This window comes from Nostoc sp. FACHB-133 (genome assembly GCF_014698055.1).
GTDB lineage: Bacteria > Cyanobacteriota > Cyanobacteriia > Cyanobacteriales > Nostocaceae > Nostoc.
Window position 1 is genome coordinate 175,127 of sequence record NZ_JACJSH010000007.1, and the last position, 21,028, is coordinate 196,154.

The window sequence follows — 21,028 nt, forward strand, 5'->3', positions numbered from 1 at the left end:
AACTAATAGGTGGGAGTAGAAAATATGGCTGCAAAGAAACTTTTGATGCTGGTTGGAGACTATGTAGAAGACTATGAAGTGATGGTTCCTTTCCAGGCATTACAAATGGTGGGGCATACCGTCCATGCAGCTTGCCCAGACAAAAAAGCTGGTGACAAGGTGCGGACAGCAGTTCATGACTTTGAAGGGGATCAAACTTATAGTGAAAAACCCGGTCACAATTTCACATTAAATGCTACTTTCGCGGAAGTAGACGCTGCAACCTATGATGGCTTAATCATTCCCGGAGGACGGGCACCAGAATATATCCGCCTGAATCAGCAGGTGCTAGAAATCACCCGTCACTTTGCCCAAACGAAAAAACCGATTGCTGCCATCTGCCACGGTTTACAGTTATTAGCAACTGCTGATGTACTGCAAGGGAAGAGATGCACTGGTTATCCTGCTTGTAGTCCAGATGTCAAAAGTGCTGGAGGGATTTATGTTGATATCCCTGTTGATGAGGCAATAGTTGATGGTAATTTGGTAACGGCACCAGCTTGGCCTGCTCACCCCCGTTGGCTGGCAGAATTCCTGATAGTACTTGGAACTAAGATTGAACACCCAGAAATGGCTACAGTTATTTGAGCCAATACACCGAAAATTTTTTGGGGCGATATTCAGGGCAGTTTCTTTATCTATTCCCTGCTTCCAATAGACTGTGGCAAAAACAGCTGACCTTTAAGGTGAGACTCCTACGGACGCTCGATTACTCGCTACCGCCAGTTACTCATGGGAAAACTCTCTTCTTTACAAGACGCTTTGCGTTCGCGGAGCGTTCCGTAAATTCTGCGGCATAGCTCCGCTTAGGGCGCAGCCTCTCGTAGAGAAGGAAAAGCGCTAGCCCTGTCCCTTTGGAAGAAGACCATACTAGCTCGCAACAGACCACCAGAAATTATATATTTTCTAAATGAAACTAAATGCAGTAAAAACTACTGTTTTTTGATAAATTGCTTTGGATGAAATTTACCGCTAGGATGTCAAAAGCAGACAAGCCATATAGTCTGATTCATCCGCATGACAAGCCCATTTAGGACAAACTCTCAGTACATGGAATACTTATTAACATTAGATGAAACAATTTGAAATTTCCCTTCTAGAATTTTAAATTTCTTAGCAGTAAGTGAAGCTATAGTGGATTTAGCAATGCTGCTGTTAATGTGGCTAAGGTTAGTCCTGCTGCCAAATTATATGAAGAAGAATTAGTTTAGAAACGCACACTAACTCGATGACAGGCAAAAACGCAAGACATAATGCATTTCTGCGGCTAGTGTCTGGTAATGGGGCAGCTTCTGGATCAGAATCTCGCTACTCGCTGCCCCCCAGCAAAGAGATGGTAATTGGACGCGACCCCAGCTGCCAAGTTGTCTTGGATGCCATGATGTACCGGATGGTATCTCGTCGTCATGCAGTGGTTCGTCCCCTCTCTTTATCGCCAGATAGCAAATTCAGCTGGGTGCTTTGTGATTTAAATAGTGCTAATGGTACTTATTTGAATGGACAACGCTTGTATGAATGTCAGGAATTGCACCCAGGCGATCGCATTTCTCTAGGTGCTGATGGCCCGCAATACGTTTTTGAGTACGAATTTACTTACCAAGCTCCGGCCACAACAGTTAACCAAGTTACACCATTACCTTCGGCAACAAATTACCACGGCCACACGCAATTAAAGCAGCCAGATTCTGTTAGCTTCACTCAGCTTTTCCCCATTATTTCTACTGGTAAAGATTTAACTCGGAAAGCTTACCTCGTACCGGGAATACTGACCGTAATCTTTGTAGTGTTAATGTTTGCTACAGTCGGTCAGCCCCAAGCTAATCAAATTATCGTTGCAACTTATATCGCCTTCGCTGCCTACTATTTTGTTTACCAACTTTGCGGTAAACAAAAGCCTTGGTGGGTGCTAATGGCTGCGGCATTGAGTACAACGTTGATTTTACTCAGTCCACTGTTGGATCTATTTATTTTCGTGTTTCGCGGTATTCTTCCGGGAAACTTGCCCTCACCCCAAGAATCTACCACCTTCACAGAGTTACTGGTACGGATGTTTTTTGGTGCTGGGTTGATGGAGGAATTACTTAAAGCATTACCTGTGTTAGGGGCATTTGCCATTGGTAGAATGTTATCTTCGCCTTGGCGGGAAAGGATCGGCGTTTGGGAACCCCTAGATGGTATTCTCCTGGGAACGGCTTCTGCTGTGGGTTTCACTCTATTGGAAACTCTTGGACAATATGTGCCCGATATCGCACAACAGGTAGGTATAGGTGCTGCTGGTCAACTAGCGGGTTTACAACTTCTAATTCCGAGAATTTTAGGCTCTGTAGCGGGACACATGGCTTATAGTGGCTACCTGGGCTATTTTATCGGGTTGGCTGTTCTCAAGCCCAGTAGAAGTTGGCAAATTCTTTCTATTGGTTATCTTAGTGCTGCTGCGCTCCATGCTCTGTGGAATGCTACAGGATCTATTAATGCTTTGCTGTTGGTAGTTGTTGGGGTGTTATCTTACGCCTTTTTGATGGCGGCAATTCTGAAGGCACGGGCGCTATCACCTACGCGATCGCAAAATTTCGCTACCCGATTTCTAGGCCCAAAATAAGAGATGAAAAAACTGGAATCAGGGAGCAGAGGAGCAAGGGAATAATTTGAATATTTATATCTTTGGATAGATGGCCTAGTTAGAAAATAAGCGTACTGTAAATTTACCCTGGGGTAACTATGCCTAAAAAATAAAAATCATTTAACTTCTTGCAAAAGTCTTGATTTTTGACTCTTTTTTTGCGCCTCTGCATAATGTAAATCAACATCTTTGCAAGAGATGACGCTGAACGTATAGCGATTACAAAACGTGGGCTATGCGAACACAGCGCATGATGAAAATTTTGGCTTTCTCTACTTTTTCTATTGCCCGTTACCGATCAACTGTCACTGATTCCCGATTTTATAGCTCAGACTGAGACTGGTTGAGTTGAGTAAAAGCATAAGAAGCGATCGCTAAAGTGACCTTTGCTTTCTCTACTTCTGATAAAGCTGTCCACTCGCTATTGTTGAGATTACTTATGGCAGATGCCGAGTTTTTCGATTCGCTACTTCGCATAGCGTAAGCAAAAGGACGAGCTAAAACTAAAAGATCCTCAGTTCCCCAAGTTGGTAACACTGTCTGAACGCACTCAACTAGTTGTTCACCTATTGATTGCTGGGCAGCAAAAATCTCAGCAGCTTTCTGGGCAATGGTATTGAGCAATGTTTGGGGGACACAGGCGGCAAAAGTACTACGTAGTGTTTCTTGAAGATTCACCACTAGTGCCTGTTGGGGATTGTCATTATAGCTTGACGTAAGGGAGATATTAGACCAAAGTGTATCCAGATTGCTATAAAAATCTTGCGATCGCGTTGTCAGTTCTTCCTCAAGTAAATCTTGCATTCCGAACTGTTGTTCTAATTCCTGAAAATAAGCTTCTGATTCTTCATCAGCTGGATTCCAGGGATAGGTAGCATCTTCTGGTTCTAGTAGCGCTTCTAATAAATCTAAATCTACTTGAGATGGCAAAGAAGAGAAGGTGTCTGAGCCATTAATTTTTTTAGCCATTTTTTATTTTCTCCCGATTATTTGGTGGTATTGACAACTACAATTCCTTACAAGAGATTTCCGCAAAAACAGTTGATTTTTTCTCTGGAAAAAATAGATTTTAAAAGCTGATGTTAAACATGAAACTCTATTTCTGCAATAGCTATACTAGGAGTCTTCAATAATAAACTCCCAGGTTTCGCCTCTAGCACTTCCAAACTTTAACTGCATTCCCGATTTCAGGGGTACTTCCTCTCGGAGGATTTGTTGCCATCCATTAGGGCCTAAAAACCAGGTTGTACCGTATGTGGAAAAATCTTGCAAATAATAAGTTCGCACCAATGTAGCATCAGTAAGAGTATTACGGCAGAAGATTTCGGCGTGGCGTTTGGATACAGATGGTTCGGCAATGACAATATCATTATCTTTCGTGCGGCCAATGCGGGTGACTCCATAACGCAACAACCAGGTTTTACCTTTTGGAGTGAGCGATCGCAACGAAGCAGTCGGAAGCGGTGAACCGATATCAGGAATGGCTGTGTCTGGTAGTTCGGTAATACCTTCATCTAGATTCTTAATGAGTTCACCATTAAAATCTGGATGCAGGTAGAGAACAGGCAAAGTCCAAGCTGGTTGATTAAATTTATACAGTGTTAATAACTCTTGCCTAGCCAGTGATACGGCTTCATCTATGGGTTTGTGTGATCGCAAAGCTTCGGTAAACGCTTGAATAAAACTGTGGCTTTCGTGATCGGCGATTTCATCGCGCATCCCCAAAACAGCAGGCACTCCATGACGAATTAGTACTTCGGCTAAACTACTGGCAGGTATGGCTTGATGATTAATAGCAGCTGGTTGTGCGCCCCAACAGGCGTTGAAAAGTGCTAGTTTCACACCTGTACGGGTCAATACTTGCGCCAATTCTATCCCATTCAAGGGCATATCTGGTCGCAAAAACAGTAATCCTCCATCTGCTCCTGGCAAACCATGTCCAGCGTAAAAGAAAACGTTGTATGCTTTGGTTTCTAATTCTTGAATCAACTCTTGTGGAGTTGGTTGTATAAGTTTATTTACTATACAAGGTGCATATCTTTGAGAATTACCACCCACAGGTGTATCTACAAGACTTTGCTGTAAAATTGCTGCTTCTTGTTCTAGTTGCAGCTTTTCATCATGACCTAAAACCAGCAAAATACTTAAAGCCTGGTCAGTTCGCAAATACGGTAATGGGTCAACTTCACTACTGGTACGACTAAATAGCAAATCTTGGGAGAGAGACATTGCCGATTGACCAGGCTCACGCTGCATAATTTCCCAAGGGAGAGCGATGAGATCCGGGTCACGAATTTCTAGCCGAAAGCGCAAACGTGTATGCTGACCCATAGCAATCCCGCGACTGCGTTCTAGACTACCGAGAATTTGCCCGTCAAATACCCAGCGCCATAAATTCATTCCCAAGTATTGCATCAGACGACTGGTGTAAGGCCCAGTGGTTTGACCAGAAGGGGGCGAAATCCAATCGATGGAGAATTGGTTCGACTTTTGAGATGTTGAGTTTGGGGAAATATCTAGCCGACTATGGCCAGCAAACATCTGCTGCCATTCTTGCCAGACTTGATTGAGTTCAACAGGCCATACACAGTCACGTAAAACGTAGCCACTGGGATAGGGAGCCTTGACCACCCAAATGGCGAAGTTGTCAGTGCCAGTGTTTAAGAGACGGGCGATCGCCAAATTCAGGGATGGCATGGATTCATAAAACTCAAAGCTAAAAACAATGGAAGGAGGCAGGAGGTAGGATAGCGCCGGCGGCAAGCGAGTCCACGAACATCAGGTAGTTTTTCTCCAAGAAGAACTGCCCTCTGCGGCTCGACTGAGCGATCGCCGAACGTCCTCCTGCCTTTCTTGATAATTTAAAATAACAATTCTTCAAGGTGAAAACTTTCTATTTTTTGACCTTGTAAGTTTTTTACTTTGATTGTTACTTGTTATTATTCCAGGTTTTTACCAGTTTATCGAGTATTTGATTAAGTTGGACTGGTGTCAGCTGATGGAGTAGCTGGCGGTTGCGTAACTGTTGGACAGGGATTTGGTACATCTGATTGTAAAACAGATACACCAAAGCTTTTTAGTTGGGATAAGTCCAGCAATACTGTTTCAGCTAAAGGTTTCAAATTGGGTGGAATTGAGGAAGTTACTGCTGGTTTATTAGTATTAGCTGGTGTTGGCGTGTTTTTGCTTGGGCAGACTCGCATAGAAACCGAAAGATTTCCAGAAGCAGGTTTGGGATTTGGATTTGTGTTGATAACTTGTAAAAAAGCTCCAGGGGGAAGCGATGGTTTATTTCTCAAGGGGATTTCCTTGTTGGTTTGAATTACCCAGCCAGGAGAAAGGTTATCAAGCGATCGCTCTGCGGGTGTTGCTTGGGTGGTAGGCTTTTGAGTTGGTGTGGGATTGGGAAGAAATGGTAATAAGCCTGATGGCGATCGCAATTCCTTCACGAACAATCCTAAAGAGCCTGCTATTAGCACAAATATTAAAGGAACAATCCACTGTAGCGGTAATTGGCGATTTTTAGCAGGCTCAGTGTCGGGAATCACCTGAGTTTTGTGGTTTGGGCTACCTAAAAGGGTTGCATCTGTTGCCCTGGATGCAAAATCAACAGTTTTGGCAGAATAACTCTCTGGAATGAAGGCTTTGATGGTAATTTCTGGTTCCCAATATTGGACTTGATAATGCACTAAAGCGATGGTGACATTATCGTGTCCGTTTTTAGTATTAGCGATTTCGATTAATCTATCGGCAACATTAGCGATATTTGCTTCCCCAACTAGAATCGGCAAAATTTCTGTTTCCCAGTATTCCTCCACCCGATCAAAATCACTCAAACCATCGGATGTGAGCAGAAAAATCGCATCTTCGTCGAGCATAAACCGTGCCGAGGTGGGATGCAATGAAGTGCTGGGCCCCATACCCAAAGCCTGGACGAGAGAACCGGCAGAACTTTGTTGTACAGCGTCGCGGTAAATGGCATAGCCTAGCCGCACCTCGCGGGAAGCGACATCATCATCAAGAGTGACTTGATAACAACCCTGACGGGTAATCCAGTAAGCACGACTATCACCTACATGGGTAATGTACATTTCGTGTGCAACAGGCAATGCCATGACTAAAGTCGTGCCCATGCGCTGCCGCCCTTGGCGATTTTCACTGTCATTGCGCTGACTAATTTTGTCATTGGCAATTGCCACTGCTTTTTCTAGGTCATTCAGCAGTAGTGAGGGGTCTATGTGGTCGTAGGGAACTTTTGTTAATTGCTGTACCTGCTGCTGGATCGTTTCAATGGCTAAATTTGAGGCGACATTGCCACCTTCGTGACCACCGATGCCATCACAGACGATTGCTAAAGCTGTTGGCTGGGGTGGTTTGCTGATCAGAGTTCCACTGGGAGGGCTACAGGCATCTTCGTTGCGTTGGCGACTTGGGCCAGTGTCAGTTTTGGTGATAATTTTGATCGTGGGCGTTTGCGATCGCCCTAATTGTGCGAGTCCCTGATCTAAAACTGTAATCAATTGGTCAGTTGAGTTAATCTCTCCCTGAATTAAAGAAAGGCTAACCTGCTCAACAAATTCAGTTATGGCTGGTTTGGCTTCATGTACCAACTGCTGCCAAAATTCACCTAACTGCGGCAATTCTGGTGATATTTCGCTGTCGAAACGCAAATCCAACAACCGGACTAACGATCCTTCTACCCGTAATACAGATGAGTCAAGCAAGCTAGAAGCGACACCTTCACTTGCCAGAGGTTGCCACAGATGAGCTATTTGCCATAACCAATTGAGTTGGCGCATCGATGTTGCATCACGCCAAGCGGTGGTTAACTCGCTGCCCAAATCCACTTGGATTGTGTCATCTACTAATAGTGGCGGTTTAAATAGTGGCGGTTTTTCTAAGAGTAATATTTCTCTTTCGTGGGAAGATCCGTCAGCTATAAAAATCACTCCATATACCTGTGGTACGTGTAAGCGATAGGGAATGAGTCTCAGGTAAGCTCTTAGAGGCTGTAAATTCTCTAACTCAGGTGTTAGCGCTAAGAAACCAGGTTTCGTGTCTAAAAGAATAAATTTATCAACGACTAAATAGCGATCGGCTAATATTTCTCCAGGGCTACCCACACTTGGGCCATCTACCACAGCCCAGAGATAATTTTTGGGTAAGGGCGTGGAACATCGCTGGCAAAACTTGTGAGTCAGGGGGTTGGCAGCCTGACAATTTTCATTTGGACAGTAGAGCGTTGCCGCGTCATTTTCCATAGTTTTCGCACCGATCAGCGATTGGCAATTTCTTTAACAGCATTATTAGGGACAATCTAGACCGCTCATCTTTCTTAAAATTGACATACCCAGACTTTAGATGATGATTTTAGCTGGCGATATCAGCAGGTGCTAATACTTAACTTATCTAAAAAACACGCTTCTAAGTCAACCCTCCAGCCTCATCATAGCTTCTATTGCTCTGTGACTCTCAATCGCCAAAGCAACTAGCTCCAACCCTGTTAACAAAGCATAACCCAAGCATAACTGCGCCCCAAGCTTTTGCTGAATTATCGCATCATCAAGAGGCAGTGAATGTTGGCATTTATTTAGTTTATAAGTAGGATAGCAACAATTAACTTTAATTAAGAATTAAGAATAGCAAATATAATTTTGGCAAAAGTACCAGATGAATTTCCCCTTCCTACGTCGGGAAGGGGTATTTTGCTGATGAGTTGCTTGAATTGTCAGAAGGGTTCAGCCAGACTCCTAGCAACTTTTTAGCTTACTTGTTTGTCGTCAATTGCAACTTGGGGGACTCCCATGCTGTAGTTGGTAACGCGCGCAGACAGATTGTAGCTGATTTCGCCGCCTTGCAGGAGCGATCGCAGATAATGCTCTAAGTCTGACCCCACACGGCGCAAATTATAGTCCGTGAGGTCTGCGCCACTGGATGCTTCTACTAGTTCATCAAATTTTCGATAAACTTTTTGCAGCGCGTCTTCATTCCAGTTAAATTCGTTATCTGGGTCAATATCTAACGTTAAGACCTGTTGACTTGGAACTAGGTCGCCATCCCGGTCAATTTCGCCTGCAAAAATGCGGACATGACGGGTTGTGGACTTGAGCAGCATCGGGTTATCCATAAAAGGGTGTAAGATTTGGGTGGATTACACTGAAATTATTGTAAACGCTATATTCAAGCTTGAATGCTCTCAATTTACAAGCTTTGAACGCAGTTTCAAAAGGGTATATTGAATGGGCATAAGTAAAAATATCACCTGTACTGATTAACTTACTACTTCTGTTATGAGTTCAAGACACATTTAGCAGCGAGTACTGACAGTAGTCCAATTATTTTTCTGTAAAAATTACTGGGGAAAGTATTTTCATTTAGGGTATACAAACAAGTCAAAGTGGTGTGTGAATCTTAACTACTGCTAGGATTTTCTTACTCATAAAGCCTAAAAGCCAGTAAGGTGAAGCATTCACAAGGAATAATTTGATCTGTGTACATTTTTTATGGAGAACAAAAGTTTTTATCTTAATAATTCTGCTCACGAATTTCTTCGGAATTTTCTATTGCAAAAAACGTACATCAAGTAATTTCACTGAATAGTGCTACATCGACCTCTGGCTGTAATAAGTTCAAAAAAATTAAGCGATTTTACTTACGTATAAACACCAAAATTAAAGTAACAAGTCCAACTGTTATTGACGTTCACATAAAGTTGATGTAAAAAGCTTTAAAAAGGTTGAACAACTTCTTACAGAAACTTTATTGTGTAGAATCTTAAAAACTGAATAATAGTTATGGCTTACCATAAGCTACATCTGGCACAGGAACATCAAAATCTAGACAGTGAAAATTTAGCTTGTAAATAAAACACAGGAGAGTGAAATGGATTACAAAAGTGATTGATGAAGAAAAATTCTTAATTCAAGCACTTTGGATTCAAAAGAGATATAAAGAATTTTTGCTGGACATCTACCTCCTTACCCTCATGACAACCAAGTAAAGGAATCTCAATAGTTATGAACTCCAAAGCATTACCACGCCAGATAAATAATCTCGAAGTAGGTGTTTATGAGTGCGAAATCCATCTCAAATTCCGGTTGATTGAGGAAAAGAGTCTATTGAGCGATCGCGAGCAACTCTTACAAGTGCTACTTGATGCTTTAACCGAAGGTTCTGATGACTTTCTAGAGACGCTACAAGCGTCCGTTAAAGCGCAGGAAGTGTCTGAGTTTAAAGCTTCACCTCAAATGCGACGTCAGCTTATGCGCTTGCGTAATGCTGCTGAAAATCCACAACCTTAAAGGTGTAATTTTAAGTAGTGAGAAGCATGAATTGGTTATCAAATCAAATGTTGATCCTATAGCCGCGTTGCAATAAAAACTAAGCAGTAAGTAGAATTCATCAAATATTGTGATTTCTACTTTGTGAAAGTCTTATTTAGCAGCACAAAGTCCCAGGAACAGTTTCCTCTATTAAAAAACTTTGTAGCAAAGGGTACTGGTAGAATCTGAGAGTCAACTCAACCGGGTGCATTTTACCGAGTTTTTATCAAAAAATTGCAGGAAGAAAAAACCTGTGTCTTTACAGATGGGGAATTGGACAACAGGCGCAAATCCAATGAAAACCTAAAAGACCAAAGTAAACATAAATAACCTTACTTTTAGCTTTTTACTTTAGCTAAGTGCCTGATTTGCCAAAATACTTATGTTTTATCCATTACCAGTATTAGGTTATGGTTTGTCAGCCAGTTACCTATTACTAATTACCCAGAGGCAGAGGGCAGGGGGCAGGGAGCAGGGGAGCAGAGGGGAATGAGGGGGATGGAGAAAACAATATAATCAATGCCCAATGCCCCATGCCCAATGCCCCATGCCTATTTAGCCAGACCGTGTTCTAGAGCAAAACGAACTAACTCTGTACGGCTATTAGTGCCAGTTTTACTAAACAAACGGCTGACGTACTTTTCGACATTGCGGACACTGGTTTCCAAACGACGGGCGATTTCTTTATTCATCAACCCTTCAGCGACCAAGTTTAAAACACTTTGTTCTCTGGGAGTCAAATCAATTTTAAAAGGGGCTGGCGATTGGGAAATGGCATTTCTTTGAGTTAGCAATGCTTTGATTTGGGCAATTTGATTGGCTAGTTCGGCAAGATCGGGGGTTTCACCGTCATCTCCAGTAGTTGCGGCCTTAGCAGCGCGGCGGGCTAGCAAATTTTCGACTATAGCGACTAACTCATCAGGATCGAAGGGTTTGGGTAAATAGGCATCAACACCAGCATGATAGCCTTGGATGCGATCGCCAGTCATACCCTTAGCAGTTAAAAATACTACCGGCAGTGCTTGGAAGCGGGGATCTTCTCGCAGTTGCTTGAGGAACTGATAGCCATCCACTTGGGGCATCATGACATCCGATATCACTAAGTCAGGTGTATTCATCTGCATCCATTCCCAACCTTCAAGGGCGTTACTGGCGACTTGAACGCTGAAACCGCTCTCTTGCAAATAGTCTTTCACGGCTTCCCGTATACCTGGTTCATCATCCACCAGTAACAATTGTGCTGACATTTAAGATTTCCTTGAGTTTTCCTTTTTCCAATTTAGCGAAAGTTGACAGTCATTGAACATTCTGAATTTATCTCTACAGCCCCTAAAACTTCTAAAGTTGACATCTTGGCCTCGTTCAACCCTTTAACCTTTGTAATCATCCTCCCTTCATAAGGACGGGCTGACTGCAAAGTTTAGGGACTTCCAAATAAAAAAATACAATTATTGATTGTGGGGTGGGCAACATGAGCGCCCAGTTAATGTGGCGCTCATGTTGCCCACCCCACAAGATTGGATAATTTGTGGAAAAACTATTTGCCAAAAAGCCAGGGTTTTTGCCGGATAAAGAAAGCCGAGTTTTTAATTTTGGATAAAGTCGAGCGAAGAAAGCAGGAACGACTGCGTGAGACATATTTATATTTTTGATGAGCAACATTACAAAATCCTATATGCAGTTTTCTGCAAAATAGCAGGTACTATTATGCAATCGCACCATACAAATTAGGCATGTATATGTGCATAAATTGTGAATGCATTACCTAGTCATTTCCCTTAATCTGAGTATTAAAGAAATGGTTCATAAATCGAAAAACACAAAAATCATAAATTTATTAACCGTTGCTAATAAAAATTTTGTAATCTTTATTAACTCAGATGAAGAGGTTGCTCATGTTTTCTAAACTAGTTCGCAATACAGTTTTAGTAACAACTTTAGCGTTCCCAATAGTACCATTAGCCAGTCAAAATGCTCTTGCAAACGACATCCGTGATTTCTTGGTTTACAACAACAATGAGTTAGAAATTACTCAACTATATGTATCCTCAGCAAAATCTAGATATTGGGGTAATAATATTCTCAATTCAGATATTGTTAACGGTTCATTTGACATGATTACATTTGGCAATAGCAGCAATCAATGTATCTATGATGTTAAAGCCATTTATAGCGATGGCACTTATGATCTCATGCGTCAAGCTAATCTTTGCAGCACCTATGGAATAACTTTTTACGGTCATGGAGGCGACTATCAAGAATATTAGGAATTTTCCAATGGTATTTTGATGATTGCACTTTTATGCAATCATCAAGAAATCTATTATGGTATTTTAATTAAATAATAATATTCTCTTCCACGCTGAGGTCTGGGAACACAATTATAGAGGAACTACTAGTATCATGTCTGCTTGATTACTTATTAAACAGAAGTCGGATATAGCACTAGACACTATCTTTTACACATTATATAAACAATGGGTTCCTACCTTCGATTTCAAAAGCTTTTTTTTATATTATTTTCCTGCATAAACATCACTCCAATCGCAGTATTTGCCCAATCGACACCCCCATCTGGAATCACAATTCCTCCCGATATTCCAGGGAAAGTGGAAGAAACCATTCCTCAACCATCATCGTCACCAAGTATTCCTCCCACACCACCTGCACCAACTGTTCCTATACTCCCATCACCCCAGCAGGAAAATCAACCCAATACCACTTTTCCTAGCGGCGAAAGTTTCTTTGTCAAAGAAATCAAAATTACAGGCTATTCTGTTTTAAAAGATGAAATTATCGCGTTAAAACAGCCCTTAGAAAATACAAACATCACATTTGAGCAATTATTGCAACTGCGATCGCAAATCACCAAACTCTATGTTGATAATGGCTATATCAGCAGTGGTGCATTTATTCCCAACAATCAAGATATCGCTAGCGGTGTTGTGCAAATCCAAGTTGTGGAAGGCGAACTTGAAGAAATTTCCATTTTAGGGTTACAAAGATTGCAAACTGCATACGTGCGTTCGCGGATTGCACGGCTGGCAGGTAAGCCTTTAAACCAAAAACGTCTCGAAGAAGCGCTGCAATTATTACAACTCGACCCCGTAATTGAACGAGTCAATGCCGAGTTAACCGCAGGTAGCACCCCAGGTAGCAATATTTTACAGGTGACAATTACCGAATCCCCACCATTCCATGCTGGGGTGAACTTTGCAAATAATCAATCACCTAGCGTTGGTTCAGAACAAGGGAGTGTTTTTATTGCTCACGATAATTTATTAGGGTTTGGAGATAAATTCAGCGCTGAATATGCTGGTAGTGAAGGGTTAGATATTTACAATATCAATTATTCTATTCCCTTTAACGCCCTAGATGGAACTATTGGTGTCCGCTATAGTAACAGTGCTAGCCGGATTATTGAAAGCGAATTTCGTGACTTAGATATCCGCAGCGAAGCCGAAACCCTTTCTTTTAATATCCGTCAACCGCTAACCCACACGCCAAACAACGAATTTGCTCTCTCGTTGGCATTCGATTTACGGCGCAGTCAAACCTACATACTCAATGATATTCCCTTCTCCTTTACTGAAGGGCCCGAAGATGGGAAATCAAGAGTTACGGTAATTCGTTTTTCGCAAGATTGGTTACAACGTAATGCTAACAGTGTCTTAGCAGCGCGATCGCAATTTAGTTTTGGCATCGATGCTTTTGATCCAACTATCAACGATAGTGGTACTGATGGGCGTTTTTTCTCCTGGTTAGGACAATTTCAATGGGTGCAACGGCTATCTCCCCGCATTTTGATGTTGGCCAAAGTTAACACTCAACTTACTCCTGATTCCTTACTTTCGCTAGAAAAAATTAGTATTGGCGGAGTAGATACAGTGCGCGGCTATAGTCAAAATCAAATTGTTGCTGACAATGGGGTAGTTGGAGGTGTGGAAGTTCGGATTCCCCTAGCATCGAATGTGGAAACATTACAGCTAATACCATTTTTTGATATCGGTACAGCATGGAATAATCGCGGTATTAATGCCGATCCACAAACCATTGCTAGCCTGGGTTTAGGCTTGAACTGGCAACCTTTAAATGGTTTGGTATTGCGTGCAGACTATGGTATACCATTTATGGGCACAAGCGATCGCGGTACTTCACTGCAAGATAATGGGTTTAATTTTTCAGTCCGCTATCAACCATTTTGAACCACATCTAGAGAAAAAGCGATCGCACTATAAATCAAGCTATTCTTCTGCTTCAAAAATAACACCTTCATACAGTGGTGCGATCGCTAACTCAAATTCGATGCTGGATAGGGTAATCATATCTCCCTCAATGTAGGGATAATAAAACCACATTTTGCCCTCTCCCCGAGAGTAGCGTTCGACGGAAATTTTTTCCGAATCTATCAATAAATATTCTTGTAAAGAGGGAATTTTCAGGTAATTGGTGAATTTTTCGCCCCTATCTTTCCCGCTTGTACTGAGGGAGAGGACTTCGGCAATAATTTTCGGGTTTTGAATAAATTTGCGGGCATTCAGGTCTTGAGGGTCGCAACTAACAATAACATCAGGATAATAATAAGGACTTTGAGGAGTAACTTGTACTTTCACATCCGACACATTCACTCGACAACCTCTAGCACGTAAATGTGGGCGTAAAGCTGTATAAAAGTTAAGTGCAATATCATTGTGGGGAATTGTACCACCTGTCATTGCAAAAACTTCGCCGTTGACATATTCGTAACGAAGTTCTTGCTGGAGTTCCCATGCAAAATATTCCTCGATGGTCATTTTTGGTGGTTGCTGGGGGATGGCTCCCATAGTCAGATTTTTCCAGTTTGTTTTGATTTTAGCGAATCAACACTAATTAGAACATTCTCGACTCAATAGCAACTGTCCATTATTCAGCCGATATAATCCTTGTGGTTCAATAATTGCATCGCCTTTCTTCCAAGGACGGGATGTAGTTTCAACACCTCTCACCTCGCCAGTTGTATAGTTAGAAACCAAAACCCCAGGACGATTAGGAGTCAAAGCACCAGAACCCGTGATGGTAAAAGAGTTTTCTTGCCGTTTAGTGCCGCGAGAAATGCAACTATTGGCGATGAGTGCATTAGTATCGATAACTGGAGGTAATTCGGTAAAGCTGTTTTGGATGGAACTGGTATCGGGTGCATTAATGTTGATTACACCTGAAACACCTTGTTCCGAACTGGCGGTAATATCACTTTTTTCAGTTGGCTTTGGACGCGACTCGATACCAAAGACACCTTGCGAGTTAATTTTGACGTTTCCACCTGTTCCTGTGAAGGCGTTGGCTGTGATGTCGCTGTTTTCTTTGGGGATGGCGATGATAAATCTTGAATTGATATCGATGTTACCACCATCGCCACCTGATTGGGCTGTACCTGCGGTGGTCGAAATTTGGCTACCGTTACGCAATAGTAAAAGATCGTCCACAGTTAAATTGATATTTCCACCATCACCAGAATTAGTTATTGCTCCAATAAATGCTTTGTTATCAAGTGCTGTGGAACTAGAATTAATATTAATATCTCCGCCTTTACCTTGCCCAAAGCTGCTTGAACTGATTCCCCCGCGATTTAAAAATAAAGAATCTGTTGCCAGTTTAATATTACCTCCATTGCCTACAGCTGTTGCATTAACTGTACTAAAAACACCGCTAGAAAAACCTGTGGTGCTAATACCGTCAATCAAAATGCGATCGCGTGCATCAATGGTGATATCACCTGCATTACCTTTAGAAGAAGTACTAGCATTAACTATTCCACCATTGGTTAAAGACAAAGAACCCGCTTTCAGGTTAATATTGCCTCCCCTACCTTCAGCTTCACCTTCTAAGGTAGTAAAAACACCGCTTAAACTTCCATTCCTACCGACACCATCAATCCCAATAGCATCGCCAGCATTAACTATAATGTCACCTGCATTGCCTTTACCGAAACTGTTAGCAGCAAGTAGTCCACCATTACTTAGCGTTAAAGAGTTGGTTGTAATTTGGATATCCCCACCTTTACCAACACCTCCAGCAGACAAAAAACTCAAAACGCCAGTCAGGTTATTGCCAGTAGTACCATCGATAATGACAGCATCGCGGGTATCGATAAAGATATTACCACCATCACCTTGACCACTACTAAAAGCGGCAAGTGAAGCACCATTTTTTATAAATAACTCCCTCCCTTTGATGTCAATATTCCCAGCGTTACCCGTGCTATTGCTTCCCGCCACAGTGCCTACGGAAGTAGACAAACCATTTTCTCCACCATCAAAAGTTACTGTATTGCCGGCATTGATGGTGATATTGCCTCCATTTCCCTGTCTCAATGTGCTTCCAGAAATGTTTGCACCGTTGGTGACAGAAACTGTATCGCGGGCGTTGATGGTAATATTGCCTCCATTTCCCTGTCCACCAGTTAATGCAGAAATGCTTGCACCATTGGTGATGGAAAGTGACCCTGTTGTAATTTCGATGTCACCAGCTTTTCCTTCACCATTCACCAAAGAACTGAATAAACCACTAATTATATCCCTTTTGCCACTACTAAAAGTTACACCCTTTAAGACACCATCAATTATGACGGTATCACGAGCATTAATAATAATATTGCCACCATTACCTTTTCCTTCATTAAGAGGAGAAAATATGTTACCGCCATTTGTTAAAAATAATGATCCTGTTTCAATTTGAATATTTCCAGCGTTACCATTGAATGCTTCTGTATTTGCACCACTAGGGAAACCATTACCGGCAATTCCATCAAAAGTAATAGTATTGCCAACATCAAGAAAGATATTACCTCCATTTCCTTGCCCGCCGTTGATAGCATCTATTCGTCCGCCATCTTTAAATAGTAAATTATCCGCAGTGATGCGAATATCACCACCATTACCTGTCGCGTTTTTAACACCTTCAGTTGATACTAGACTGCCAACTTTTTCCCTACCTCCAAAACCTGAAACTGTGACATTATCACGGGCATTGATAGTGATATTTGCTGCATTCCCTACTCCAGCAGTAGTGCCAGATATTTTGGCACCATTAGTAACAGAAAGTGATCCTGTGGTAACTTGAATGTTTCCTGCTTTTCCGACACCTCCAATCAGTAAGTCGCTTTGCAAACCACTGGATTTATCGTAATCCAAGTTATTAAGTTCAAACTTACCCGCGTCGATGAAAACGCCGTCTAGCTTGACATTATCAGAGGCTTCAATGGTAATATTTCCGGCATTACCTTGTCCTAATACACTTGTTGATACTTGACCGCCGTTAGTTAACGAAAGTGAACCTGTTTTCAGGTAAATATTTCCTCCGTTACCTACCCCCCCATTAAACACCCGACTACTAACATTATTAAATACCTCACTACTAACATTACTATTACTATCGAAGACTATATTATCAAGGGCATTAATGCTGATATTCCCAGCGTTTCCTTTGCCAAAGATACTACTAGCAATAAACGCTCCATTAGTAGCTTTTAGCGTACCTGTCGTGATTTCAATATTACCTGCATTACCTTCAACAGTGGATTGCATATTATTAATAATACGGCTAAAAATGTTACCGTTATTACCATCTAACGAAATATTATTACGAGCATTAATGATGATATTACCAGAATTACCTTTTCCGCTAGTGATACTTCGAATTTCCGAACCATCGTTTATTTCCAAGGATCTGGTATTAATAGTAACGTTCCCACCATTACCTATTGCACCCTTATTTACCAGGGAAAAAATTCCTGTACTTTCGCCTGATCTTGAGTTACGAAAACTGATATCACCTTGAGCATTGATATTGACATTTCCTCCATTGCCTTGTCCGTAGAGATTAGCATTTATTTGTCCAGTATTGCTTAACGTCAATGTCCCAGTTGTAATATTGATATCGCCAGCATTACCAAATGCTCTTGCTTGCACTACATTAGCGATCGCACTTTCATTTATTAATGTTGTATCTCCTGTCGCATTAATAGTAATATCTCCACCTTTACTATCTCGAGTACCTAAACCTATATCTATTCCTGCTCTGAGTATACTTTGCCCTGCTAAATTTACATTTCGAGCCTGAATTGTGATATTCCCGCCACCCGCACCGCGAACATTGACTTCTGCGCCATTAGTCAACGAAACATCGGCGCGTTCCACATTCTCAGGTATAACTAAACCCAGATTATTACCCGCAATATTCAATCCCACATTTCCCGGTGCAGCCAAACCTGCTAACTCAACATTTCCGCCATAAGCCTGAATTCCACCACCATCAATATTGATATTTCCACCAACAAGCAGCAAACTTTTACCATCAGCAACTTGCAAACCACTAAGATATCCACCGATGGGATTAATCGCTACAGGTGTTTGAGATTGATTAATAATTCCCCCATAAGCTTTGATTTGATTAAACAGCAATACTGAAGGATTAATAGTCAACAACGGCACTGCTTGTGGATTTGTAGCACTAAAAACACCTTGACTGCCAAAGTGAATCCCGTTCGCAGTCGTCCCCACAAACGAACCTTGCACGTCTAAACTGGCATTTTTGCCAAACACAATCCCATTGGGATTTATCAAAAATAAATTGGCATTAGAACCAACTATACTACCGTTAATAATCTGGAAAGTACCCAGCTGACCCAAAATCTCAGAAGGGTTATTACCTGTCACCCGTGCCAAAATATTCTGAATATTTGCGTTAGGGCTGAAAAAATATGCTCCCCGTCCCTCGCTGATATTAAATTCTTGAAAGCTGTGAAAAAGATTGATTTGGCGAGTTGCACCACCAGTAATTTCTTCTATGGGTTGTCCCAGAAAGTTGCCTATAACTTGAGAGGACTCAGCCCCAAGTGTGTTATCAGGCACGATATTGCTTTGCTGTGCCTGGGTTTTGCTAGTGAGAAGACTTATACTCAAGCAGCCCAGCAACGCTGCCAATCCGAACTGCAAACACCTGTTTAATCCGTAGTTGCTCGTCATCGGGTGCTATTTATATAGATTACTTGAGTATCTAATAGAACTGCACCTTTGGATCATTAACAACGTTAATTATGCACTTTTCTGCATTATCCAGGTATTAAAACTGCACACAAACAAGCAGAAAAATTGGATGTGTAGCATGAAGATGTCGGATATTGTGTAACTCATCGGCAACAGTAAAACTACTGAACGCTAATTAGTCCCTTGCTTTTTAGGCTAAGTAATTACACAACTTAAAGTTTTTACAAGTTAATTGCATATTTTAGCCTGAATTATCAATTCATTAGTCACAACTTTCAGAAATATGGATACGCTTCGCTTAAGTAAAAACACTGGTAGTAAAACTGCATTTCCTTTTGTACACAATTCTGATGATGCTGTGCTTGTAGGCGATCGCTATCTCACTATCGAAGAAGTAATTAGTGTAGCCCGTTATGGGGCACAGGTACGTTTAACTGACAACCTCAAAAGTTTAGCCAGTGTCCAAGCATCATGTGATTTTATTCATCATGCGGTTGAATCTGGCGACCCGATTTATGGGGTGACAACTGGTTTTGGTGGTATGGCCAACGTGGTGATTTCTCCTGAATCTGCGGCTTTGCTGCAAAATAATTTGATGTGGTATCACAAGGTGGGTGCAGGAAAAAAATTACCTCTGGCTGATGTCCGTGCTGCGATGCTTCTCCGTGCAAACTCCCACATTACCGGTGCATCGGGGATTCGCTTGGAACTTATCAAGCGGATGCTAGTGTTTTTAAATGCTGGTGTTACACCCCATGTCTGCGAATTTGGCTCAATCGGTGCGAGTGGTGATTTAACGCCTTTAGCATATATCACTGGAGCATTGATTGGTTTAAATTCTAACTACACCGTAGATTTTAACGGTGAAGAAATGGATGCACCAACAGCACTGAAAAAGCTTGGTTTAGAGCCATTGCAATTACTTCCAAAAGAAGGGTTAGCAATGATGAATGGGACTTCGGTAATGACTGGAATTGCAGCTAATTGTGTACAACAGACGAAAGTTTTATTAGCCTTAAGTGTAGCTACCCATGCTTTAGTAATTCAAGGTTTATCAGGTACTAATCAATCGTTTCATCCATTTATTCACAAACTCAAACCTCATTCTGGGCAAGTTTGGACTGCTTCGCAAATGCTAGATTTATTATTAGGTTCACATTTAATTCGTGATGAGTTAGATGGTTCCCATAATTATCGAGATGAGCATCCAATTCAAGACCGTTATTCTTTGCGTTGTTTAGCGCAGTATATGGGCCCAATTGTGGATGGGATTGAGGAAATTGCTAAACAGGTTGAGGTAGAAATCAACTCTGTGACTGACAATCCGTTGATTGATGTTGAGAATCAAGCGAGTTATCATGGCGGCAATTTTTTAGGGCAATATATTGGCGTAGGAATGGATCGACTGCGTTATTATATTGGGATGTTGGCGAAACATTTAGATGTGCAAATTGCTTATTTAGTCGCACCAGAGTTTAATAATGGGCTTTCTCCGTCGTTAGTTGGCAATCAACAGCGCCGTGTAAATATGGGTTTGAAGGGGTTACAAATTACTGGCAATTCGATTATGCCCCTATTAAATTTCTATGGAAATTCTATTGCTGATAGATATCCTACCCATGCGGAACAATACAACCAGAATATTAATAGTCAAGGGTTTGCTTCGGCGAATTTAGCGCGAACCAGTGTAGAAGTTTTTCAGCAATATATGGCTGTGGCTTTGATGTTTGGGGTGCAATCGGTGGATTTGCGTACACACACGATCGCAGGACATTATGATGCGCGTGCAACTTTGTCTCCCGCAACTAGAGATTTATATATGGCGGTGCGGAATGTGGTGGGGCGATCGCCATCTAAGGAGCGTCCTTATGTGTGGGATGACAATGAACAAGCTCTGGATTTACATATAAGTAAGATTGCGGTTGATATTGCGGCTGGTGGAGAAATTGTGACTGCTGTTAGTCGGATTTTATCTAGTTTGAAGAAATAAAGAGAAACGAACCGCAAAGGGCGCAGAGGGCGCA

The 21,028-nt window shown here is 41.8% G+C and carries 13 protein-coding genes; 6 read left to right on the top strand and 7 right to left on the bottom strand.

The genetic code is table 11. From position 1 onward, the window contains the following. Positions 1-24 precede the first annotated feature (24 nt). Together H6G86_RS08505 and H6G86_RS08510 are read left to right on the top strand one after the other, a co-directional pair. Positions 25-627 (top strand): DJ-1/PfpI family protein, encoded by a 603-nt coding sequence (locus H6G86_RS08505; RefSeq protein ID WP_190933938.1) that lies wholly within the window; start codon positions 25-27, stop codon positions 625-627. 640 nt (positions 628-1,267) lie between these two features. Further along, positions 1,268-2,638: a PrsW family glutamic-type intramembrane protease gene (locus H6G86_RS08510; RefSeq protein WP_190933939.1), complete on the top strand. Its 1,371-nt coding sequence runs from the start codon at positions 1,268-1,270 to the stop codon at positions 2,636-2,638. 342 nt (positions 2,639-2,980) lie between these two features. On the opposite strand, the gene H6G86_RS08515 is transcribed toward H6G86_RS08510, so the two are convergent. The 4 genes from H6G86_RS08515 to H6G86_RS08530 all read right to left on the bottom strand — a co-directional run bounded on the left by H6G86_RS08515 (position 2,981) and on the right by H6G86_RS08530 (position 8,786). After that, the gene (locus H6G86_RS08515) at positions 2,981-3,628 is read right to left on the bottom strand and encodes a hypothetical protein (protein WP_190933940.1); all 648 of its coding nucleotides are present in this window, start codon (positions 3,626-3,628) and stop codon (positions 2,981-2,983) included. Between the two features lie 147 nt (positions 3,629-3,775). Further along, entirely contained in the window at positions 3,776-5,356 is a 1,581-nt protein-coding gene (locus tag H6G86_RS08520; RefSeq protein ID WP_190933941.1) for a CHAT domain-containing protein, read from the bottom strand. Positions 5,357-5,634: 278 nt separating this feature from the next. Beyond that, complete coding sequence (locus H6G86_RS08525; RefSeq protein WP_190933942.1) at positions 5,635-7,920, bottom strand: protein phosphatase 2C domain-containing protein; 2,286 nt, start codon at positions 7,918-7,920, stop codon at positions 5,635-5,637. Between the two features lie 500 nt (positions 7,921-8,420). Next, positions 8,421-8,786, bottom strand: coding sequence for an NAD(P)H-quinone oxidoreductase subunit M (locus tag H6G86_RS08530; protein ID WP_114081065.1), 366 nt, complete (start codon positions 8,784-8,786; stop codon positions 8,421-8,423). Positions 8,787-9,675: 889 nt separating this feature from the next. Here H6G86_RS08530 and H6G86_RS08535 point away from each other — a divergent pair. Then, positions 9,676-9,960, top strand: a complete 285-nt coding sequence (locus H6G86_RS08535; protein WP_190933943.1) for an Npun_R1517 family heterocyst differentiation transcriptional regulator — start codon at positions 9,676-9,678, stop codon at positions 9,958-9,960. A 572-nt stretch (positions 9,961-10,532) separates the two neighbouring features. Here H6G86_RS08535 and H6G86_RS08540 read toward each other — a convergent pair. After that, positions 10,533-11,228 (bottom strand): response regulator transcription factor, encoded by a 696-nt coding sequence (locus tag H6G86_RS08540; protein ID WP_190933944.1) that lies wholly within the window; start codon positions 11,226-11,228, stop codon positions 10,533-10,535. Between the two features lie 648 nt (positions 11,229-11,876). Between H6G86_RS08540 and H6G86_RS08545 the strand changes: the two genes are divergently transcribed. Further along, positions 11,877-12,248, top strand: coding sequence for a hypothetical protein (locus H6G86_RS08545; RefSeq protein WP_190933945.1), 372 nt, complete (start codon positions 11,877-11,879; stop codon positions 12,246-12,248). A gap of 210 nt (positions 12,249-12,458) precedes the next feature. Beyond that, a complete protein-coding gene (locus tag H6G86_RS08550) occupies positions 12,459-14,186 on the top strand; it encodes a ShlB/FhaC/HecB family hemolysin secretion/activation protein (protein WP_190933946.1) in 1,728 nt (575 codons plus the stop codon). A 39-nt stretch (positions 14,187-14,225) separates the two neighbouring features. Here H6G86_RS08550 and H6G86_RS08555 read toward each other — a convergent pair whose 3' ends face one another. Further along, the gene (locus tag H6G86_RS08555; protein WP_190933947.1) at positions 14,226-14,804 is read right to left on the bottom strand and encodes a Uma2 family endonuclease; all 579 of its coding nucleotides are present in this window, start codon (positions 14,802-14,804) and stop codon (positions 14,226-14,228) included. A 42-nt stretch (positions 14,805-14,846) separates the two neighbouring features. Beyond that, complete coding sequence (locus tag H6G86_RS08560; RefSeq protein WP_190933948.1) at positions 14,847-18,983, bottom strand: beta strand repeat-containing protein; 4,137 nt, start codon at positions 18,981-18,983, stop codon at positions 14,847-14,849. 304 nt (positions 18,984-19,287) lie between these two features. On the opposite strand from H6G86_RS08560, the gene H6G86_RS08565 reads away from it, so the two are divergent. Next, entirely contained in the window at positions 19,288-20,994 is a 1,707-nt protein-coding gene (locus H6G86_RS08565) for an HAL/PAL/TAL family ammonia-lyase (RefSeq protein WP_190933949.1), read from the top strand. Positions 20,995-21,028: the final 34 nt, after the last annotated feature.

Bases quoted from the DNA above. Each gene is read 5' to 3' on its own strand.
- H6G86_RS08505 (WP_190933938.1), top strand. From the start codon at position 25: ATGGCTGCAAAGAAACTTTTGATGCTGGTTGGAGACTATGTAGAAGAC.
- H6G86_RS08510 (WP_190933939.1), top strand. From the start codon at position 1,268: ATGACAGGCAAAAACGCAAGACATAATGCATTTCTGCGGCTAGTGTCT.
- H6G86_RS08515 (WP_190933940.1), bottom strand. From the start codon at position 3,628: ATGGCTAAAAAAATTAATGGCTCAGACACCTTCTCTTCTTTGCCATCT.
- H6G86_RS08520 (WP_190933941.1), bottom strand. From the start codon at position 5,356: ATGCCATCCCTGAATTTGGCGATCGCCCGTCTCTTAAACACTGGCACT.
- H6G86_RS08525 (WP_190933942.1), bottom strand. From the start codon at position 7,920: ATGGAAAATGACGCGGCAACGCTCTACTGTCCAAATGAAAATTGTCAG.
- H6G86_RS08530 (WP_114081065.1), bottom strand. From the start codon at position 8,786: ATGGATAACCCGATGCTGCTCAAGTCCACAACCCGTCATGTCCGCATT.
- H6G86_RS08535 (WP_190933943.1), top strand. From the start codon at position 9,676: ATGAACTCCAAAGCATTACCACGCCAGATAAATAATCTCGAAGTAGGT.
- H6G86_RS08540 (WP_190933944.1), bottom strand. From the start codon at position 11,228: ATGTCAGCACAATTGTTACTGGTGGATGATGAACCAGGTATACGGGAA.
- H6G86_RS08545 (WP_190933945.1), top strand. From the start codon at position 11,877: ATGTTTTCTAAACTAGTTCGCAATACAGTTTTAGTAACAACTTTAGCG.
- H6G86_RS08550 (WP_190933946.1), top strand. From the start codon at position 12,459: ATGGGTTCCTACCTTCGATTTCAAAAGCTTTTTTTTATATTATTTTCC.
- H6G86_RS08555 (WP_190933947.1), bottom strand. From the start codon at position 14,804: ATGGGAGCCATCCCCCAGCAACCACCAAAAATGACCATCGAGGAATAT.
- H6G86_RS08560 (WP_190933948.1), bottom strand. From the start codon at position 18,983: ATGACGAGCAACTACGGATTAAACAGGTGTTTGCAGTTCGGATTGGCA.
- H6G86_RS08565 (WP_190933949.1), top strand. From the start codon at position 19,288: ATGGATACGCTTCGCTTAAGTAAAAACACTGGTAGTAAAACTGCATTT.